This window comes from Micromonospora ferruginea, from assembly GCF_013694245.2.
Taxonomy (GTDB): Bacteria; Actinomycetota; Actinomycetes; order Mycobacteriales; family Micromonosporaceae; genus Micromonospora; species Micromonospora robiginosa.
Genome location: NZ_CP059322.2, coordinates 2,730,300 through 2,750,550 on the forward strand (window position 1 = coordinate 2,730,300; position 20,251 = coordinate 2,750,550).

Below are 20,251 nucleotides of genomic sequence, written 5' to 3' on the forward strand. Positions count from 1 at the left end.
AGGATCGATACCATCTGTGCACGCAACGGAACTCTCGGTGGTGAACATGGACACGGACCTGCACACCCGACGCCCGGCGCATCCGACCGAACGCGTCGTCACCGGACGCCTGGTCCGGCTGATGGAGGGCTACGCCCGGGAGGTACGCGTCGGCCAGCCGGTGCTGGTCGCGGTGCTCACCGCCGCCGGCGTGGTGGGGCTGCTGCTGCGGGTGCTCCGCGCGCTGCTCAGCAGCGGCGGCGGGGGCGCGAAGCGCAGCTTCAAGGACCTGAAGAAGGGTCCGGAGTTCCTGGTCACCCCGGTGCGGGTGCGGGACGCCGCGGACCGGCTGGTCGAGGTGGAGCTGCACGGGCACCTGCCGCAGAGCGCGCTGCACCCGGGCGACCACGTCCAGCTCACGCTGCGCGCGCAGCGCGACGCCGACCTGCCGCCCCGGATCGAGCGGATCGTCAACCTGACCACCGGGCAGTTGCTCACGCCGCGTACCGCGACGCTCTGGTCGCACCTGGGTCCGGCGCTGCTGATCCAGGCGCTTGTCGGCGCGCTCCTGGTGCTCACCGTGGCCGCCTGCTCCGCGCTGACGTGAAAGGCGGGGGCCCCGGTTAACGCCTCCGGTATAGGCGGGGCCCCCTGTTAACCGCCGACGCCGGTGAGCGTGCGCTCGGCGGGAGCGGTGACGGAGGCGCCAAGGAGGCCGCGGCGGCGGGCCCAGCGCTCGAACAGCACCGTGGCGAACGGCGGCACGGCGCTGGCCAGCGCCAGCCCGGTCTGCACCAGGGACCAGCGGCGGCGCCGGGCCACCACGAGGACCAGCAGCCCGTACGCCACGAAGAGCCCGCCGTGGATCGGGCCGAACACCTGCACGCCGATCTCGTTGCGCGGCGGCCCGTACTTGACCGCCATGCCGGCCAGCAGCGCCGCCCACGAGCACGCCTCGGCGATCGCCGCCACCACGAACGCCCGGACCCAGCCGTCACGCATCCCGTACTCCCCCTGTCGAAGCCGGCGGCCATGGTAGCCGCCCCGGCTGTGGCCAGGTGTTAAAAGGGGCCCCCGCCTATGCAGAAGGCGTTAAGCGGGGGCCCCGCCTTACCCCCGCAGGGTGAGGGAAGGCGTTTTTGGGTACAGGAAAGGTCCTTCGGGCCTTTCCTGACCGGCGGCTTCGTGCCAGGTTGGGAGGACCAACGGTGACAAGGCGGTGACCATGGGCGAGGACGTCGGCGTACGCACCTTCAGCCGGGAGGATCGGGCCCGCTACCGGGAGAAGGTCCGGCGGTGCCTGGACGTCTTCGCCGAGATGCTGCGCGAGTCCCGGTTCGACGTGGAGCGGCCGATGACCGGCCTGGAGATCGAGCTGAACCTGGTCGACGACAGCTTCGACCCGGCCATGCGCAACGCCGACGCGCTGGAGGCGATCGCCGACGAGGCGTTCCAGACCGAGCTGGGCCGGTTCAACGTGGAGATCAACGTGGCGCCGCGCCGGCTCGCCGGCACCGGCACCGCCCAGTTCGAGGAGCACGTGCGGGCCAGCCTCAACGCGGCCGAGCAGAAGGCCCGCACGGTCGGTGCGCACATGGTGATGATCGGCATCCTGCCGACCCTGCGCCCGGAGCACCTGACCGCCGAGACGCTCTCCACCAACCCGCGCTACGCGCTGCTCAACGAGCAGATCCTCGCCGCCCGCGGTGAGGACCTGCCGATCGCGATCAGCGGGGTGGAGCGGCTGGCCACCACCGCCGACAGCATCACGCCGGAGGCGGCCTGCACCAGCACCCAGTTCCACCTGCAGGTCAGCCCGGCCCAGTTCGCCGACTACTGGAACGCCGCCCAGGCGGTCGCCGGCATCCAGGTGGCGCTCGGCGCGAACTCCCCGCTGTTCTTCGGCCGGGAGCTGTGGCGCGAGACCCGGGTCCCGCTGTTCCAGCAGGCCACCGACACCCGGGCGGAGGAGATCAAGGCCCAGGGGGTACGCCCGCGGGTGTGGTTCGGGGAACGCTGGATCACCTCGGTGTTCGACCTGTTCGAGGAGAACGTGCGCTACTTCCCGGCGTTGCTGCCGGTGTGCGACCCGGAGGACCCGGCGGCCACGCTGGCCAGCGGCGGCGTGCCGAAGCTCGCCGAGCTGCGCCTGCACAACGGCACCATCTACCGCTGGAACCGGCCGGTCTACGACGTGCTGCGCGGCCGGCCGCACCTGCGGGTGGAGAACCGGGTGCTGCCGGCCGGCCCGACCGTGCTGGACACGGTCGCCAACGGCGCGTTCTACTTCGGCCTGGTCCGGGCACTGGCCGAGTCGGACCGTCCGCTCTGGTCGCAGATGTCCTTCAGCGCCGCCGAGGAGAACTTCACCGCCTGCTCCCGGCACGGCATCGACGCCCAGGTGTTCTGGCCGGCGTTGGGCTACCTGCCGGTGACCGAGCTGGTGCTGCGCCGGCTGCTGCCGCTGGCCCACCACGGGTTGGACCGGTGGGGCCTGGACCCGGGCGAGCGGGACCGGCTGCTCGGCATCATCGAGCAGCGCTGCCTGACCGGCCGCAACGGCGCGACCTGGCAGGTGGAGACGCTGCACCGGCTGGAGTCCGCCGACCATCTGGACCGGCCGGCGGCGCTGCGCGAGGTGGTCCGCCACTACGTCGACCTGATGCACAGCAACCGTCCCGTGCACGAGTGGCCGATCCCCTGACGCGTCCGGTCACCCGCCGACGGCGGCGAACACGAACGTACCGACGACGGCCAACGGGAGCGCCACGGCCGCGGCGAGCAGCCGTACCCGCAGGGTGCGGCCGACCAGCTCCAGCAGCAGCGCGGCGAGCCCCAGGTCGATGACCACGTTCCACCACGCGCCGGGATAGCCGGTGCGGGCCCTTCCGACGAAGCGCAGCGCCTCCTCGACGAACACGGCCACCGGCAGCGCGGTCGCCACCACCTGCCGCCACCCGGTCGTCCGCGCCCAGACACCGGCGACGCCGAACACCACGCCGGCGAGCACGCCGGACGCCATCCAGAGCAGTGAGGTGGGCGCGACGATGACGGCCGGGTCGTCGCCCTGGAGCAGCGCCGCCGCCAGGTAGTAGGCGGGCACGGCGACGACGAGCAGCACGACGGCGGCCACGGCGGCTCGTACGACGCCCACCCGGACCCACCAGCCCAGCGCGAACGCGGCGACCGCCCAGGTGGCGGTCGAGTTGCCGAGTTCGGCGAACGGGTAGGGCACCCGCGTGATCCAGACGAAGTCGAGGAAGCCGAGCAGGAAGCCGGCGACCGGGGCGACGAGCGCCAGGGTGCGAGATGCGGGTGACATGGCCGCGAGCATACTCAGTATGCGTTCGGCGCGATCGGTCAGGCGGCGCAGCGCTCCCGCAGCGTGGGTACTCCGGGCCCGGTGAGATCGTCGCAGTAGGCCGCCCGCCCGGCCATCGCCATGGTCAACGCCAGCATGGTGCCGCTGACCAGCGGACCGACCCCGGCGGTGAACGGCCCGTCGGTCGCCTCCACCCGCAGCCCCGCGACGGCGGTACGCCCGGCCACGGTGAAGTCCCGCCCGGCGAAGAAGCGGGCGACCGGCGTGACGGTCCCGACCGGTGGCGTACGGCCCAGTCCGAGCGGGCGCCGGATGTCCTGGGCGTGCACGACCACCTCGCCGAGCCACGCCTCGGTCGGGCCGAACTTCGACGTGGTGCTGCCGATGACGCGGCGGAACCGTTCGAGGGTCCCCGCCGGGTCGGCGCCCCGGCGCTCGGCCAGCCGGCGGTCGTTGTGCCGGTCGAAGTCGAACCGGGCGGCCAGCACGCTGGCCAGCCAGCGGACCCGGCCGACGCTGGCCGCCGCGGTCAGGTGGGCGACCACCTCCTCCACCGTCCACCGGCCGCACAGCGACCGCTGCGCCCACTGCGCCGCGTCGAGCCCGGCCAGGTCGTCGGCGAGGGCGGCCCGCTCGGCGTGCGCGAGCGCCCACAGGTCGTCGCGGGACAGCGTGTCGGACATGGCAGCCTCCAGGGGGTCGAGCCGTCCCCGATAGGACCGCGCCCCGCCCCCGGACTCATCGGCGCGACGGTCAGCGGGTCAGCCCGACGAGCGCCGGCGGTTGCGGGTCGTGCAGCGGCTCACGCTGCCTCCGCCGAGGGTCGCACCGGCGCGTGACCGGCGTCAGGAAGCCGTCGCGGCGCGGTCGGAGTCGCTGCGCAGCACGCAGAACTCGTTGCCCTCCGGGTCGGCGAGGACCGCCCATCCGGAGCCGTCCGGGTTCCGGTGGTCGGCGACGAAGGTGGCGCCGAGGCCCAGCAGCCGCTCGACCTCCTGGTCCCGGGACGTCTCCGGACGCAGGCACAGGTGCAGCCGGTTCTTGACCTGCTTGGGCTCGGGCACCTGGTTGAAGTGCAGCACCGGGCCGTCGGCGAGCAGCAGCACCTGGGTCTCCGGGTCACCGGGCCGGTCCTCCGGGTGCAGCGGCCGGCCGGTCACCTCGCTCCAGAACCGCGCCAGCCGATAGGCGTCCGCACAGTCGATCGCCACGTTCTGCACCACCGAGACCATGCGCGCCAGTCTGCCCCATCCCGCACCGCTCGGCTCAGAGGGAGACGATCGCCGCGCTCTCCGCCGGGAGCTGGAGGCCGTCGCGCATCACCGAGACCCCCTCGGCGGTCGCCAGCAGCACCCGGCGCACCACCCCGGGCAGGTTGACCCGCTGCGGACGCTCGGCCAGGTTGGCCACCACCAGCGTGTCGCCGCGCCGCACCACCAGGAACTGGTCGCCGTGGCGCACCTCGACCCGGTGCAGCCGGGGGTCTGACAGGTCGGGCCGCGACCTGCGCAGCGCGATCAGCCGGCGGTGGAACTCGTACATCTCGCGGTGTTCGGGTTTGTCCAGCTCCGCCCAGTCGAGCCGGGAGCGCAGGAAGGTCTGCGGGTCCTGCGGGTCGGGCACGTCGTCGGTGGCCCAGCCGTGCGCGGCGAACTCGCGCCGGCGGCCGGTGGCGACCGCGACGGCCAGCTCCGGCTCCGGGTGGCTGGTGAAGAACTGCCACGGCGTGGTGGCGGCCCACTCCTCCCCCATGAACAGCATCGGGGTGAACGGCGCGGTCAGCAGCAGCGTGGCGCCGACCCGCAGCATCCCGGCGGAGAGCGTGGCGGAGATCCGGTCGCCGGTGGCCCGGTTGCCGATCTGGTCGTGGTTCTGCAGGTAGGCCACGAACCGGTGCCCGGGCGTGCGCTGCCGGTCCACCGGGCGGCCGTGGCTGCGGCCCCGGAAGCTGGACCAGGTGCCGGCGTGGAAGAACGCGCCGGTCAGCACGTCGGTGAGGCACTCCAGCGAGCCGAAGTCGCCGTAGTAGCCCTGCCGCTCGCCGGTGAGCAGCGTGTGCAGCGCGTGGTGGGCGTCGTCGTTCCACTGGGCGTGCAGGCCGTAACCGCCGGCCTCCCGGGCGGTGATCAGGGTCGGGTCGTTCAGGTCGGACTCGGCGATCAGCGACAGCGGGCGGCCCAGCGCGGTCGACAGCGACTCGACCTCGACGGCCACCTCCTCCAGCCAGTGGGTGGCCCGGCCGTCCGGCATGGCGTGCACGGCGTCCAGCCGCAGGCCGTCGACGTGGTAGTCGCGCAGCCACATGAGCACGCTGTCGACGATGTAGCGGCGGACCCCGTCGGAGTGCGGGCCGTCCAGGTTGACCGTGCGGCCCCAGGTGTTGCTCTGCTCGGTGAGGTAGGGCGCGAACCGCGGCGCGTAGGCCCCGGAGGGCCCGAAATGGTTGTAGACGACGTCGAGGATCACCCCCAGCCCCTTGGCGTGGGCCGCGTCCACGAACCGTTTCAGGCCGTCCGGCCCGCCGTAGGGCTCGTGCGGGGCATACCAGCAGACCCCGTCGTAGCCCCAGTTGTGCTCGCCGTTGAACGCGTTGACCGGCAGCAGCTCGACCAGGTCGACGCCGAGGTCGACCAGGTGGTCGAGCTTGGCGATCGCCGCGTCGAACGTGCCCTCGGGGGTGAACGTGCCGACGTGCAGCTCGTAGAGGACGCTGCCGGGCAGTTGCCGACCGGTCCAGGCGCCGTCGGTCCAGCCGAACGCCGCGTGGTCGTAGACGCGGCTCGGGCCGTGCACGCCGGCCGGCTGCCACGCCGAGCGGGGGTCGGGCAGCGCCTGGGCGTCGTCGTCGAGCAGGAACGCGTAGTCGGTGCCCGGCCCGGCGTCCGGCGCCTCCACCCGCCACCAGCCGTCCCGACCGGGGCGCAGGTCGCGGTCGGCCTCGCCGGGCAGGCGCAGGCGGACCCGGGCGGCCTCGGGCGCCCACACCGTGAACTCGGTCATGCGGCGGCCTCCACAGGCTCGGTGGGTGCGAGGAGGGCGACGGGATAGGTGCTCAGCAGATCATCCAGGAGCAGCTCAGCACCACTGTAGACCCGACCGGTGAACAAGTCGGTCATCCGATGAACGGGAAGTGACAGAGTGGTGTCCCGCCAGCCGCCGTCGCGGGCCAGCCGCAGCGGCAACCGGGTCGCCACCGCGACCGCCCCGCCCCGGTCGAAGGCGACCGCGTGCGCGCCGGCCGGGCCGCGCGCCGGCACCGGCCGGTAGCCGCCGAACAGCTCCGGGCGGTCGCGGCGCAGCCGCAGCGTCCGGGAGACCACGAGCAGCTTCGCCGCGCCGTCGGCGGCCACCGCCGGCTGCCAGCCGGCGTCGAGCCGGGCCAGCACGTCCCGGCGTACGGCGAAGTCGACCGGGCGGCGGTTGTCCGGGTCGACGAGCGAGTTCTCCCACAGCTCGGTGCCCTGGTAGGTGTCCGGCACGCCGGGCATGGCGAGCTGCACCAGCTTCTGCCCGAGCGCGTTCGACCAGCCGGCCGGGGTGATCTCGTCGGCGAAGGCGGTGAGCTGGGCGTGCAGCTCCGGGTCGTCGTACATCCGGTCGACCAGGGCGTGCAGCTCGTGCTCGAAGGCCGGGTCGGGGTCGGCCCAGCTCGTGCTGACCGACGCCTCCCGGGCGGCCTTCTCGGCGTACCCGTGCAGCCGGTCCCGCTCGACCGGCCAGGCCCCGACGGCGGTCTGCCAGAGCAGGTGGGCCAGCGCGGGGTCGGCCAGCGGCGCCCGGGACATCCAGTCGCCGACCCGCTCGGCCCAGCGCCCGGGCAGCTCGCTGAGCACCGCGAGCCGGGCCCGGACGTCCTCGCCGCGCTTGGTGTCGTGGGTGGAGAGCGTGGTCATGCTCGCCGGCCAGCGCACGTGCCGGGCGGTGGCGAAGCGGTGCAGCTCGGCCGGGGGCACGCCGAAGTGCGCCGGGCTGCCACCCACCTCGTTCAGCGCGACGAACCGGCTCCACCGGTAGTAGGCGGTGTCCTCGACGCCCTTGGCCATCACCGCGCCGGTCAGTTGCGGGAACCGGGCGGCCAGCTCGTGGCCGGGGTCGCGCAGGCGGGCGGTGACCTGGTCGAGCACGCCGGTCAGGTCGGGTCGGCGCCGGCCGGCCTCGCTGCGCGCGGCGGCCAGGTGCCGGACGCCCTCGGGCGGGTAGCCCCGGTAGACCGGGAAGCAGGCGGCCAGCTCGGCCAGCGCGGCGCGGACCTGCTCGGCGGGCAGTTCGGGGACGAGCGCGGCGAGGCGGGTCAGCTCGGCGGCGAGCAGTCGGGTGGCGGCCTCCAGCTTGGTGGCGTGGGTCAGGTCCTCCCACGAGGTGTGCCGGCCGGTCACCCGCCCGTCGAGCGCGGTGAGATCCGGTTCGGCGTCCGGGTCGACGAAGAGCCCGCAGACCGCGGCGAGGGCGTCGTAGCCGGTGGTGCCGTCGACCGGCCAGTCCGGCAGGTCCTCGCCGTACTCCAGGATCTTCTCCACCACCAGCCAGCGTCCCGGCGCGGCGGCGCGCAGGCGGGCCAGGTAGCCGGCCGGGTCGCGCAGGCCGTCCGGGTGGTCCACCCGGATGCCGTCGACGTCCCCGGCGTCGACCCAGCGCAGGATCTCCGCGTGGGTGGCGTCGAAGACCGCCGGGTCCTCCACCCGCAGGCCGGCCAGGTCGGAGACGGCGAAGAACCGGCGGTACGTCAGCTCGGCGTCGCCGCGCCGCCAGTTCACCAGCTCGTAGTGCTGCCGGTCGTGCACCTGCCGGGGCGTCCCGTCGCCGGTGCCGTCGGCGACCGGGAAGCGGTGCTCGTGATAGCGCAGCTCCCCGTCGACCAGCTTGAGGTCGTCCAGCGCGTCCGGGGCGTCGGCGAGCACCGGCAACAGTAGCCGGCCGCGGTCCCAGTCGATGTCGAACCAGCCCGCGTACGCCGAGTCGCGCCCCCGGCGCAGCACGTCCCACCAGGCCAGGTTGGCCGCCGGCCGGGCCACCCCGGCGTGGTTCGGCACGATGTCCACGACCAGGCCCAGCCCGGCCGCGCGCAACGCCCGGACCAGCCGTTGCCGGCCCGCCTCGCCGCCCAGCTCCGGGTTGACCGCGCGGTGGTCGACCACGTCGTAGCCGTGCGACGAGCCGGGGGTGGCGGTGAGCAGCGGCGCGGTGTAGAGGTGGGTGACGCCGAGCGCGGTCAGGTAGTCGGTCAGGTCGGCGGTGGCGTCCAGGTCGAAGCCGGGGCGCACCTGCACGCGGTAGGTGGAGCGAGGGGTGTCGGGCATGGGTCAGGCCGTCCTCTCCAGGACCAGCAGCGAGCGGTCCGGTACGCAGACCGTGCCACCCGCCTCGACCAGTGTCGTCTTCTCCGGATCCGGATCCGCGGTGCTGATCACCAGCTCCCACCGGGGGCCGAACTCCTCGCCGGGCAGCGTGAAGTCCAGCGCCGCGTCGTGCGCGTTGAACAGCAGCAGGAAGGAGCTGTCCCGGTGCCGCTGGCCGTACTGGCCGCGTTCCGGGATGCCGTCGCCGTTGACGAACAGGGCCACCGAGCGGCCGAAGTCGTTGCCCCAGTCCTCGCCGGTCATCTCCCGGCCGTCCGGGGTGTACCAGGCCAGGTCGGGCAGGCCGGAACCGGCGGCCCGGCCACCGACCGGCAGCCCGGTGAAGAACCGCCGGCGGCGGAACACCTGGTGCCGGTTGCGGAAGTCGGTGAGCCGCCGCACGAAGCCGAGCAGCTCGTCGTCGGCCCGTTCCCAGTCCACCCAGGCCAGCTCGCTGTCCTGGCAGTAGGCGTTGTTGTTGCCGTGCTGGGTGCGGCCCAGCTCGTCGCCGTGCCCGAGCATCGGCACGCCCTGCGACAGGATCAGCGTGGCCAGGAAGTTGCGCCGCTGCCGGTCGCGCAGCGCCCGTACGCCCGGGTCGTCGGTGTCGCCCTCGACGCCGCAGTTCCAGGAGCGGTTGTGGCTCTCGCCGTCCCGGTTCTCCTCGCCGTTGGCCTCGTTGTGCTTGTCGTTGTAGGAGACCAGGTCGGTGAGCGTGAAGCCGTCGTGGCAGGTGACGAAGTTGATGCTGTGGAACGGGCGGCGGCCGTCGTCCTGGTAGAGGTCGGCGGAGCCGGAGATGCGCGACGCGAACTCGGCGAGCGTGGCCGGTTCGCCGCGCCAGAAGTCGCGCACGGTGTCGCGGTACTTCCCGTTCCACTCGGTCCACTGTGGCGGGAAGTTGCCCACCTGGTAGCCGCCCGGGCCGATGTCCCACGGCTCGGCGATCAGCTTGACCCGGCCGACCACCGGGTCCTGCTGCACCACCTCGAAGAACGTGGAGAGGCGGTCCACCTCGTAGAACTCGCGCGCCAGGGTGGCGGCCAGGTCGAAGCGGAAGCCGTCGACGTGCATCTCGGTGACCCAGTAGCGCAGCGAGTCCATGATCAGTTGAAGCGAGTGCGGGCTGCGCACGTTGAGGCTGTTGCCGGTGCCGGTGTAGTCGACGAAGTAGCGCCGATCCTCCTCCGACAGGCGGTAGTAGCTCGGCGTGTCGATGCCCTTGAAGCTCAGCGACGGCCCGAGGTGGTTGCCCTCGGCCGTGTGGTTGTAGACCACGTCGAGGATGACCTCGATGCCGGCCGCGTGCAGCGCCTTGACCATGCCGCGGAACTCCTGCACCTGCTGGCCGAGCCGGCCCAGCGCGGAGTAGCCGTGGTGCGGGGCGAAGAAGCCGATTGTGTTGTAGCCCCAGTAGTTGCGCAGCCCCAGGTCGACCAGGCGGTGGTCGTGCACGAACTCGTGCACCGGCATCAGCTCCACCGCCGTCACGCCGAGCCGCTGGAAGTGCTCGATCATCACCGGCGAGGCGATCCCCGCGTACGTGCCGCGCAGCTCCTCCGGGATGTCCGGATGCCGCATGGTCAACCCGCGCACGTGCGCCTCGTAGATCACCGAGTGGTGGTACGGCGTGCGCGGCGGCTTGTCGTTGCCCCAGTCGAAGTACGGGTTCACCACCACCGACTTCGGCATGAACGGCGCCGAGTCGGCGGTGTTCATCCGGTCCGGGTCGCCGCCCACCTCGTAGTCGTAGACCGCCGGGTCCCAGGAGACCTCCCCGTCGACCGCCTTCGCGTACGGGTCGAGCAGCAGCTTGTGCGGATTGCACCGCACCCCGTTGGCCGGGTCCCACGGACCGTGCACCCGGAAGCCGTAGCGCTGGCCCGGCTCCACGCCGGGGATGTAGGCGTGCCAGACGTACGCGTCGACCTCGCGCAGCTCCACCCGGCGCTCGGTGCCGATGTCCCACTCGTCGAAGAGGCAGAGCTCGACCTTCTCCGCCACCTCGGAGAAGATCGCGAAGTTGGTGCCCATCCCGTCGTACGTGGCGCCGAGGGGGTAGCTGTCGCCCGGCCAGACCTGCATGTCGCTCCTTCGGGCCATGATCGTGAGCGCACCGGACGGGTGGCCGGCGCGCACGCCGTTGATGCCCCGGCGTACCCGCCACCAATCCACCCGTTCGGACGGTAACCGACGGAAGCGGGTGTCGTCCGTCACGATCGTCGCATTGGAGATGCGCGTTCGCGCCGGATGCACTTTCCTTGAGCGCGGACGCGCGCCCGCGCGTTCCCACCGGCCGTTCGGCCACCCTCACCGCTGCTCCCCGCCGCCACCGATGCCGGCGTGTCCCCCCATGCATGGACGGAGATCGACGTGACCTCTCTGCGGGTCGGCGCGCAGACCGCCACCGCGACGGACCGGCTCCACCGGCCCACTCTCACCTCCCGCCCGACCGCGCCGCCGCAGCCCGGCGTCGCGCCCCGGAGCCGGCGCATCCTGATGCTGTCGTGGGAGTACCCGCCGGTGCTCGTCGGTGGCCTCGGCCGCCACGTGCACGCGCTCTCCGTCGCCCTGGCCGCCGCCGGGCACGAGGTCACCGTCGTCACCCGGCACGCCGAGGGCGCGCCGCTGGAGGAGTACGCCGACGGCGTGCGCATCGTCCGCGCCGCCGAGGACCCGGTCACGTTCCCGCTCGCCACCGGCTCGCTGCTGGCCTGGACGATGGCGTTCAACCACACGCTCACCCGGGCCGCGCTGCGCGCCGCCCAGTCCGGCGGCTACGACGTCATCCACGCCCACGACTGGCTGGTCGCGCACACCGCGATGACGTTGCGCGAGCACCTGGACGTGCCGCTGGTGACCACCATCCACGCCACCGAGGCCGGCCGGCACCAGGGCTGGCTGCCGGAGGAGATGAACCGCACCATCCACGGCGTCGAGCACTGGCTGGCCGGCGAGTCCGGGCGCGTGATCGTCTGCTCCGGCTACATGCGCGACGAGGTCGGCGCGCTGTTCGACGTGCCGTCGTCCCGGGTCGACGTGGTCCCCAACGGCGTCGAGCCGCACCGCTGGCGGGTGCCCGCCTCGGCGGTCGCCGCCGCCCGGGCCCGCTTCGCCGGCGACGGCCCGCTGGTCACGTTCGCCGGCCGGCTGGTCTACGAGAAGGGCGTGCAGCACCTGCTGGCCGGGCTGCCCGGGCTGCGGGAGCGGCACCCCGGGCTGCGCGCGGTGATCGTCGGCGACGGGCCGTACAAGGCGGAGCTGGAGGCCGAGGTGCGCCGGCTCGGGCTGGACGACACGGTCAGCATGCCCGGCTTCCTCGGCGGCACCGACCTGCCCGCCGTGATGGCCGCCTCGGACTGCTTCGTGGTGCCCAGCATCTACGAGCCGTTCGGCATGGTCGCGCTGGAGGGGGCCGCCGCGGGCGCGCCGCTGGCCGTGTCGCGTACCGGCGGGCTGGCCGAGATCGTCGAGCCGGGTGTCACCGGCACGACGTTCGCGCCGCACGACCCGGACGGGCTCGCCGAAGCGGTGCACGCGCTGCTCGCCGACACCGACCGGGCCCGCGCGCTGGCCCGCCGGGCCCGCGCCCTGGTGCACGACAAGTACGGCTGGTCGGCCATCGCGTCCCGCACCGCCGCCGCGTACGCCGCCGCCATCGCCGGCGACCCGGCGTTCACCGCCGCCCGCACCGAGCAGCGGATGGCCGCCGGCCTCACCCGCCCCACCGTCCCCACCGGCAACCTCCTCACCGCCGCCGGCCTGAGGTGAAAGGCGGGGGCCCCGCTTAACGCTTTTGGTAGAGGCGGGGGCCCCGCTTAACACCCCTCGCCCGGAGCACGCGAAAGGCCGCCGACCTCACGCGGGTCGGCGGCCTCACTCGTCGGTGGCGTTAAGAAGGGGCCCCGCCTATACCAAAAGCGTTAAGCGGGGGCCCCTCCTTACGCCCTCAGCGGTTGGCGGCGGGGACGTAGTCGCGCTCGGGGGCGCCGGTGTAGATCTGCCGCGGGCGGCCGATCTTCGTCTCCGGGTCGTTGATCATCTCGCGCCACTGGGCGATCCAGCCGGGCAGCCGGCCCAGCGCGAACAGCACCGTGAACATCTTGGTCGGGAAGCCCATGGCCTTGTAGATCAGGCCGGTGTAGAAGTCCACGTTCGGGTAGAGCCGCCGGGAGACGAAGAAGTCGTCGGCCAGCGCGATCTCCTCGAGCTGCATCGCCAGGTCCAGCAGCGGGTCCGGCTTGGCCATCCGGCCGAGCACGTCCTGGGCGGCCTTCTTCACGATCGCGGCGCGCGGGTCGTAGTTCTTGTAGACCCGGTGACCGAAGCCCATCAGCTTCACGCCGTCCTGCTTGTCCTTCACCTTCTGCACGAAGGTGCGGACGTCGCCGCCGTCGGCCTGGATCTTCTGGAGCATCTCCAGCACGGCCTGGTTGGCGCCGCCGTGCAGCGGGCCGAACAGCGCGTTCACGCCGGCCGAGACCGAGGCGAAGAGGTTGGCGTTGCTGGAGCCGACCAGGCGCACGGTCGAGGTGGAGCAGTTCTGCTCGTGGTCGGCGTGCAGGATGAACAGCATGTCCAGCACCCGGGCGACGACCGGGTCGACCTCGTACTGCTCGGCGGGCACGCCGAAGGTCATCCGCAGGAAGTTCTCGACGTAGCCGAGCGAGTTGTCCGGGTAGAGCAGCGGCTGGCCGATCGACTTCTTGTAGGCGTACGAGGCGATGGTGGGGACCTTCGCCATCAGCCGCACCGTGGACATCTCCACGTGCTCGGAGTCGAACGGGTCCAGGCTGTCCTGGTAGAAGGTCGAGATCGCGCTGACGGCCGAGGAGAGCACGGCCATCGGGTGCGCCTCGCGGGGGAAGCCGTCGAAGAAGCGGCGCATCTCCTCGTGCAGCAGCGAGTGCCGCCGGATCCGCTCGCTGAACTCGGTGAGCTGGGTCTGGCTCGGCAGCTCGCCGTAGATCAGCAGGTAGGAGACCTCCAGGAAGGAGGACTTCTCGGCCAACTGGTCGATGGGGTAGCCGCGGTACCGCAGGATGCCCGCGTCACCGTCGATGTAGGTGATCGCGGACGAGCAGGACGCGGTGTTGACGAAACCGGGGTCGTACGTGGTCATCCCGGTTTCCTTGAGCAGCTTGCTCACGCCGATCCCGGCGGGCCCCTCGACCGCGGACTGCACCGGCATCGACAGCTGCCCACCGGGGTGGTCGAGCTTGACTTCCGTCATCTGTTCCTCGCTTCGCCGGCAAGATCTTCGTTGAATTGCCTTCGCTTCTACCGTAATCACGGTGCGGTGGACAATGCTCGGCATGGTTTGGGGGTGAGGTATGCGTCACCTCATTCCCGACTTGCTGGGTCGGAAACCGGCGGTGAGCGTGGATCAGGACAGGGTGAGCCGGCGCAGCGTCCCGTTCGCCTCGACCCGGTAGAGGTCGAGTCGGTTGGCGCCGGCGGCGAAGAGCCGGTCGTCGGGGAGGAACGCGGCGAACCGTCGTCCGCCGACGTCCCGGGGCACCACCGGCACCACCGCGCCGACCGTGCCGTTGACCGCGACGGCGAGCCGGGCGCCGTCCGGCACCGTGTCGGGCACGGTGCCCCAGACCAGCGCCGGCAGCCCTCGTCGAGGGTCGACCGCGTCGAACGCGGCCCGGTTCGCCACGGTGGCGGTGCCGCCGGTCGGCGTCGCGCCGACCCGGGTGCCGACCAGTGGGTCGACGGCGGGCAGCGGGACCGGCGCGGGCACCCCACCGGTGATCGTCACCGGTTGCCCGGGCCGGTCGTAGAAGCGCTTGTCGGCGCGCCCACGGGGGGCGGTCTTCGCCGAGACGCCGTCCATCCGCCACGGCACCCGCACGTGCGTCTCGTCGGCGATCGTGGGCAGCAGGTCGACGTGCTCCCAGTTGCGGTCGTCCACCCGGCCGGCGCGTTGGCCGGGTTCCTTGACGAACATCGGCACCCAGGCCACCTGGTCGGCGGCGTGCTCGATGGCGCCCATCCCCCGCCCCTGCCAGTCCTGGCGGAAGCTCACCCCGTGGTCGGCGGTGACCAGCACCAACGCCTTGTCGTAGAGGCCGGTGGCCCGCAGCGTACGCAGCGTCTCGCCGATCAGCCGGTCGGTGTAGCCGAGCTGGGCCAGGTGCCGGGCACGGGCCAGGTCCACCCAGCCGGCGCCGTCGTTGGGCAGGTCCTCGGGCGCGTCGTAGTGCGCCCCGGACGGCAGGTACGCCCACGGCGAGTGCGGCATCAGCAGGTGCAGGAAGTGCAGCGTGGGCCGGGCGGCGGGGCGCAGCCCGGCGAGGAACGAGGTGAACCGGGCCGGCTGGTTGTCGTCGAGGGTGTCCCAGCGGAACTTGGGGTCGTCGGGCACCGGCTCGGCGGCGTCCACCCCGGCCTCGGCGGCGGTCTGCTCGCGGTAGGAGTCCTCCGGGTCGACCCGGCTGTCCACCGGCGCGGTGAGCTGGCGCAGCAGCTTGCCGCTCTCCCGGGCCAGCACCCCGATCCCCTGCTGCGGGCTGGCCGCCTGCTCGCAGCGGCTGGGCGGGCAGAGCCGGGTGATGCTCTCCTCGGCCTTGATCTGGTAGAGGCCGCCGAGCGCGGTGAACAGGTTGTCCGGGTACTGCGAGTAGTGCGGCGCGACGGCCCGTTCCGGGTAGCGGCCACTGAGCATGGCCGGCAGCGCGTAGGGCGTCCAGCCGCTGACGCCGGTGGCGTTGCGGTACCAGGTCGAGCCGCCGGCCAGCGCGGCGAAGTTCGGATACCGGGTGGCGTCGATCCGCCCGTCCGGACCGAGCAGGGACACCAGCGGCAGCTCGTCCAGCACGATCATGACCACCGGCGGGTGGGCGCCCGCCCCGGCCACCCCGGCCGCGCCGCCGTCGCCGCGGGGCAGCACCACCGCCGAGGCCGGCGACGCGAACAGGAACAGCCCGACGAACACCGCCGGGCCGACCGCGGCGACCCGCAGCACCCGGCGCAGCGCCCGCCACCGCCGGTGCGCGGCCGCCGCGGCGGCGCCCGCCACGCCGGCCACCAGCAGCAGCGGTACGCCCCGCAGCGGCGTGAGGTGCCGGCCGACCTGGACCGCGAGCGCGGCGAGCAGCAGCCCGACCAGCACGGTGTGCACGGCGGCGCGGGTGACCCGGCCGCCGGGCAGGGCCAGCGCGCCGAGCGCCGCGAACGGCAGCGTGGGCGCCAGCGCGATCAGGGCGACCAGGAGCAGCACGTCGCCCCGGGTGGCCCGGTGGAACAGGAAGAAGTCGGGGCTGCGGCCGAGCACGTCGAGCAGCGGCTGGGTGACCACCAGGCCGACCAGCGCCACCACCTCGGCCAGCCGCGCCGCCTCGGCCCGCCAGGGGCCGCGCCGCCGGGGCGCGTCGGTGCCGGCCGGGCGTTCCCGTGGTGGGGCGAGGGTGTCCTCAGCCACCCACCACCACCTGGTAGAGCGTGCGGGTGCCGGACGGCAGCTCGGTGCGGGCCGCCACCCGGCCGCGGCGGGACAGCAGGGCCTCGAACGCGTCCCGCCGGTAGTCGGGGAAGAGGCCGTCGGGTTTGTTGGCCAGCAACCGGCGGGCCATCGGGTCGTCCGGGTGGACGAACTCCACCACCAGGCTGCCGCCGGTCTCGGTGAGCGCGACGAGCTGGTCGAGCACCTCCGGCAGCGGCACGTTGCGGCCGATCGCCAGGTGGTGCACCACGGCGAGGGCGAGCACCACGTCGGCGCGCGCCCGGTCGACGAACGCGGCCCGCTCGACGCCCCGCCAGCCCCCGCCGGGTGACGGGTCGGCCAGGTCCATCACCAGCGGCAGGATCCGCCGCTCCCCCTCGTCGCGCAGCGCGCGGTAGAGCGCGTCGACCACGGCCGGGTCCTGCTCGACGGCGATCACGTACCCGGCGTGCCGGGCCGCGATGCGGGCGTACCGGCCGTCGTTGGCGCCCAGGTCCAGCGCCGATCCGGGGCCGACGGCGGCCACCGCGCGGTCGACGAACGCCTCCTTGGCCTGCCGGTCCGGCACCGAGTAGGCGCAGGTGCGCTGGTAGTCCGACCAGTGGCTGTCGCCGGGGCGGTGGTCGAGGCGGCGGACCAGCCTGGTCAGCCCGCGCACGGTGGCCAGCGCCAGCTCGCGGGTGAACCCGGCGGCGCGGAGCTGGGCGCGGACGTCGCTGGTGCTGGCGCCGGAGTTGCGGGCCTGCATGGCGCCGTGCAGGTGCACGTGGGTGGGCACCCCGGCGCGCCAGCGGCGGGTGCCGGCGAACAGCCGCCGCATCTGGTCCGCCTCGACGCCGTCGATCCGGGCCCGCAGGAACGGCTGGAAGTCCAGCCCGAGGTGGGCCTGGATCAGCAGCGGGTAGAGCAGCGTCTGGCAGAACTGCCGGTAGCCGGCCCAGGGTTCGCCGTCGCGCAGCGCCTCGAACGAGCCGACGTCGATGAACACCGGCCGGGCGCCCTGCCACTGCACGTTGTAGGCGGAGCCGTCCTTGGTGGTGAAGCCGGCGGCCAGCGCCGCGCGCAGCACGTCCAGGTGCAGCAGCGCCGCGTCGCGCAGCATCGCGGCGGACCACTCGTAGGGGTGCGAGACGAACGGGATGCGATCGTGTCGCAGCACCGCGGCCCAGGGCGTGTCGACCGGGGTGGGCGTCAGCTCCTCGGTGCCGACCAGGTGGCCGGCGGCGGTGAGGTCGCGGAAGAGGTCGCTGGCGGCCAGTGCCCGCCAGTCGCGGGCGGACCGTTCGTCGAGCCCGCGCAGCACCTCCGTGCCTCGGTGGTAGACCCGGTTGCCGGGGTCGCGGAAGGAGCCGGGTTCGACGCGGACGCCGGTGTCGGGGACCGTCACGCCGTCAGCCCTGGTCGGTGGGCTGGCGACGGAACCGGCTCACCAGTCGGCGCCAGTAGAGCTTGGCGGCCACCGCCACCCCGGCCACCCCGCCGACCACCGCCTGCACGATGAGACTGCCGGATCCCGCGTCCAGGTAGGCCAGGTGCGTCACGGCTCGTTCCTTCCTTCGCCGGTCATCGGTACGCGGCCCGGTATGCGAGCTTTATTGCTCGAAGCCGGACTCGTCCCCTACCGTACGCTGTCGATCGGACACGCGCGGACACACCGCCCACCTCTGTCCGTCCGATCCGTTCAAGACGGGCCGGCCCGGGCGCGCCTAGCGTGGCGGGCATGACACCACAGTTCGATCTCGTCGGCAGCGTCGTCACCGACATGGCCCGCACCCTCGACTTCTACCGCCGGCTGGGGCTGCCCATCCCGGCCGGCGCGGAGTCGGAACCGCACGTGGAGGTCACCCTGCCCGGCGGCGTACGGCTGGCCTGGGACACCGTCGAGACGGTCCGCAGCTTCCACCCGCGCTTCGACCCGAGCGGCGGCAACTCGCGGATGAGCCTCGCCTTCCGCTGCGCCGACCCGGCCGAGGTGGACCGCTGGTACGCGGAGCTGACCGCAGCCGGTCACCACGGGGAACTGCCACCGTGGGACGCCTTCTGGGGCCAGCGGTACGCGGTCGTGCACGACCCGGACGGCAACGGCGTGGACCTGTTCGCGCCGCTCTGAGCGGAAACCCGTCAGCCCTCGGACGGGGCGAGCAGCCGGGTCGGCGGCACCCCGGCCAGCTCGCGCACGTCGCGGGTCAGGTGGGCCTGATCGGCGTACCCGGTGAGCGCCGCAACCTCGGCGAGCGGCGCACCGCCCCGGGCCAGGTCGAGCGCGCGGCGCATGCGCAGGATGCGGGCGAGCGTCTTCGGGCCGTACCCGAACAGGAGCCGGCTGCGCCGGTGCAGGGCCCGCGCGCCGAGGCCGACCTCGGCGGCGGTCGCGGCGACCGTCGCCCCGGCGGCGAGCCGGGCGGCCACCCGCGCGCCCAGCGGGTCGGGCCCGCCGGCGGCCCGCAGCCGCGCCCGCGCCACCTCCTCCAGGATCGCGCCGCCCGCCGCCGACCAGCCCGCAACGGTCGGGTCGGCCGCCGCCTCGACCCGCTCGGCCAGCTCGGCAGCGGGGCGACCCCACAGGTCGACCAGCGGGACCCGCCGGTCGCGCACCTCCTCGGCGGGCACCCCGAACACGGCCGGCCCGACGCCCGGCGGCAGCCGGAGCCCGATCCACCGCTCCCCCGGCACCGACCGCCCGACCTGCGCGGTGCGGTCCGGCCCGGCGACCAGCAGGCCGGCCCGGCTGGACCAGAGCAGGTCCAGGCACCCGTCCGGCAGCACCCGCACCGCCCCGCCGGCGGACGAGACGCTCACCCAGCGCACCGCCCCGCCGACCCCCACCGCCTCCCATTCCCGGTACACCCCACCACCCTGCCACCTCACCGTCGATCATGAAGTTGGCGGTCGGCGTCGTGGCGTGTCGCGACCGCCAACCTCATGATCGACGAGGGCACGTCAGGGGCGGTGGTGCATGGCCAGGCGCAGCAGCAGGAAGCGCAGCGCGGTGGCGGCGAGGTTGGCCGCCACCAGGACGGCCAGCTCGGCGACGCGCGGCGGGGTCGTGAGCGCGTGCAGGATCGCCAGTGAGCCGCTGGTCAGCGCCAGACCCAGGGCGAACGCGAGCAACCCCTGGACGTGGTGCCGGCCGGCGTGGCGGCGACCGGTGACACCGAAGGTCAGCCGCCGGTTGGCCGCCGTGTTCGCCACCGCGGTCAGCAGCAGCGCCAGCAGGTTCGCCGGTTGCGCGCCGAGCGGGCCGCGGGCCACCAGGAACAGCAGCAGGTACGCGAGCGTGCTGGCCACCCCCACCGCGGCGAAGCGGGCGAGCTGGCCGGGCAGCCCGCGGGGCACCTGCGCCGGCGGCGCCGGCAGCGGCCCCCGGCCGAGCTGGGCGCGCAGCCGGGCCAGCGGCAGCGCCCCGGTGACCAGCGCCCGGCCCAGCCGCCCGATGCCGCGCAGGTCGGCCAGCGCGGTGGCGACGATGTCGACCCGGCTGTCCGGGTCGTCCACCCAGTCCACCGGCACCTCGTGGATCCGCAGCCCGGCCCGCTGGGCCAGGACCAGCAGCTCGGTGTCGAAGAACCAGCCGGTGTCCTGGACCAGCGGCAGCAGTTCGGCCGCCACGTCGGCGCGGATCGCCTTGAACCCGCACTGCGCGTCCGAGAAACGCGCCGCGAGCGTGCCGCGCAGCAGCAGGTTGTAGCCCCGGGAGATCACCTCCCGCTTGGCGCCCCGGACCACCCGGCTGGTGCGTGCCAGCCGGGTGCCGATGGCCAGGTCGGAGTGGCCGGACAGCAGCGGCGCGACAAGCGGCGGCAGCGCCGCCAGGTCGGTCGAGAGGTCCACGTCGAGGTACGCGAGCACCGGCGCCGGCGAGGCGGACCAGGCGGCCCGCAGCGCCCGGCCGCGCCCCTTCTCCGCCAGGTGCACCAGCTCCACCTCGGGCAGGTCGGCGGCGAGCGCCTCGGCCACCGCCCGGGTGCCGTCGGTGCTGGCGTTGTCGGTCACCGTGATCCGGAACGGGTACGGGAACTGCGCGCCCAGGTACGCGTGCAGCCGCCGGACGCAGGGGCCGAGGTCGGCCTCCTCGTTGTAGACCGGCACCACCACGTCCAGCACCGGCGTGCCGGCGGCGGGCCGGGCCTGCACGGCGGCCCTCGGCTCGGGCATGAGGATCAT

At 73.7% G+C, this 20,251-nt stretch carries 17 protein-coding genes; 4 read left to right on the top strand and 13 right to left on the bottom strand.

Annotated features, from left to right (window positions below):
- Positions 1–37: 37 nt before the first annotated feature.
- Positions 38–586 carry a hypothetical protein gene (locus H1D33_RS11535; protein WP_181572786.1) on the top strand — a complete coding sequence of 183 codons (549 nt, stop codon included), beginning with the start codon at positions 38–40 and terminating at the stop codon, positions 584–586.
- 47 nt (positions 587–633) lie between these two features.
- Here the strand turns inward: H1D33_RS11535 and H1D33_RS11540 are convergent, their stop codons facing one another.
- Positions 634–981: a DUF3817 domain-containing protein gene (locus H1D33_RS11540; RefSeq protein WP_181568064.1), complete on the bottom strand. Its 348-nt coding sequence runs from the start codon at positions 979–981 to the stop codon at positions 634–636.
- A 223-nt stretch (positions 982–1,204) separates the two neighbouring features.
- Here H1D33_RS11540 and H1D33_RS11545 point away from each other — a divergent pair, with 223 nt between their 5' ends.
- Positions 1,205–2,683: a glutamate-cysteine ligase family protein gene (locus tag H1D33_RS11545; protein WP_181568063.1), complete on the top strand. Its 1,479-nt coding sequence runs from the start codon at positions 1,205–1,207 to the stop codon at positions 2,681–2,683.
- 9 nt (positions 2,684–2,692) lie between these two features.
- Here H1D33_RS11545 and H1D33_RS11550 read toward each other — a convergent pair whose 3' ends face one another.
- From H1D33_RS11550 to glgX, 6 genes are all read right to left on the bottom strand, one after another.
- A complete protein-coding gene (locus H1D33_RS11550; RefSeq protein WP_246411443.1) occupies positions 2,693–3,301 on the bottom strand; it encodes a DUF6518 family protein in 609 nt (202 codons plus the stop codon).
- Between the two features lie 38 nt (positions 3,302–3,339).
- Positions 3,340–3,984, bottom strand: coding sequence for a maleylpyruvate isomerase family mycothiol-dependent enzyme (locus tag H1D33_RS11555; protein WP_181568061.1), 645 nt, complete (start codon positions 3,982–3,984; stop codon positions 3,340–3,342).
- Positions 3,985–4,146: 162 nt separating this feature from the next.
- Entirely contained in the window at positions 4,147–4,533 is a 387-nt protein-coding gene (locus H1D33_RS11560; protein WP_181568060.1) for a VOC family protein, read from the bottom strand.
- A gap of 34 nt (positions 4,534–4,567) precedes the next feature.
- Complete coding sequence (treZ, locus tag H1D33_RS11565) at positions 4,568–6,301, bottom strand: malto-oligosyltrehalose trehalohydrolase (protein WP_181568059.1); 1,734 nt, start codon at positions 6,299–6,301, stop codon at positions 4,568–4,570.
- On the bottom strand, positions 6,298–8,598 hold the full coding sequence (gene treY, locus H1D33_RS11570) for a malto-oligosyltrehalose synthase (RefSeq protein WP_181568058.1): 2,301 nt from the start codon (positions 8,596–8,598) through the stop codon (positions 6,298–6,300). The genes treZ and treY overlap by 4 nt, the downstream gene beginning before the upstream one ends.
- A 3-nt stretch (positions 8,599–8,601) precedes the next feature.
- Positions 8,602–10,722 (bottom strand): glycogen debranching protein GlgX, encoded by a 2,121-nt coding sequence (glgX, locus tag H1D33_RS11575; protein ID WP_181572785.1) that lies wholly within the window; start codon positions 10,720–10,722, stop codon positions 8,602–8,604.
- Positions 10,723–11,010: 288 nt separating this feature from the next.
- On the opposite strand from glgX, the gene H1D33_RS11580 reads away from it, so the two are divergent.
- Entirely contained in the window at positions 11,011–12,408 is a 1,398-nt protein-coding gene (locus tag H1D33_RS11580; protein WP_181568057.1) for a glycosyltransferase family 4 protein, read from the top strand.
- Positions 12,409–12,586: 178 nt separating this feature from the next.
- On the opposite strand, the gene H1D33_RS11585 is transcribed toward H1D33_RS11580, so the two are convergent.
- From H1D33_RS11585 to H1D33_RS11600, 4 genes are all read right to left on the bottom strand, one after another.
- Complete coding sequence (locus H1D33_RS11585; protein ID WP_181568056.1) at positions 12,587–13,870, bottom strand: citrate synthase; 1,284 nt, start codon at positions 13,868–13,870, stop codon at positions 12,587–12,589.
- Positions 13,871–14,023: 153 nt separating this feature from the next.
- Positions 14,024–16,066 carry a sulfatase-like hydrolase/transferase gene (locus tag H1D33_RS11590; RefSeq protein ID WP_181568055.1) on the bottom strand — a complete coding sequence of 681 codons (2,043 nt, stop codon included), beginning with the start codon at positions 16,064–16,066 and terminating at the stop codon, positions 14,024–14,026.
- A complete protein-coding gene (locus H1D33_RS11595) occupies positions 16,059–17,474 on the bottom strand; it encodes a class I SAM-dependent methyltransferase (protein ID WP_181568054.1) in 1,416 nt (471 codons plus the stop codon). The genes H1D33_RS11590 and H1D33_RS11595 overlap by 8 nt, the downstream gene beginning before the upstream one ends.
- A 4-nt stretch (positions 17,475–17,478) precedes the next feature.
- A complete protein-coding gene (locus tag H1D33_RS11600) occupies positions 17,479–17,628 on the bottom strand; it encodes a hypothetical protein (RefSeq protein WP_172967795.1) in 150 nt (49 codons plus the stop codon).
- Positions 17,629–17,807: 179 nt separating this feature from the next.
- On the opposite strand from H1D33_RS11600, the gene H1D33_RS11605 reads away from it, so the two are divergent.
- Positions 17,808–18,197 carry a VOC family protein gene (locus H1D33_RS11605; RefSeq protein ID WP_181568053.1) on the top strand — a complete coding sequence of 130 codons (390 nt, stop codon included), beginning with the start codon at positions 17,808–17,810 and terminating at the stop codon, positions 18,195–18,197.
- An 11-nt stretch (positions 18,198–18,208) separates the two neighbouring features.
- On the opposite strand, the gene H1D33_RS11610 is transcribed toward H1D33_RS11605, so the two are convergent.
- Complete coding sequence (locus H1D33_RS11610) at positions 18,209–18,934, bottom strand: helix-turn-helix transcriptional regulator (protein ID WP_181568052.1); 726 nt, start codon at positions 18,932–18,934, stop codon at positions 18,209–18,211.
- A 93-nt stretch (positions 18,935–19,027) separates the two neighbouring features.
- On the bottom strand, positions 19,028–20,251 hold the full coding sequence (locus H1D33_RS11615; protein ID WP_414685520.1) for a glycosyltransferase: 1,224 nt from the start codon (positions 20,249–20,251) through the stop codon (positions 19,028–19,030).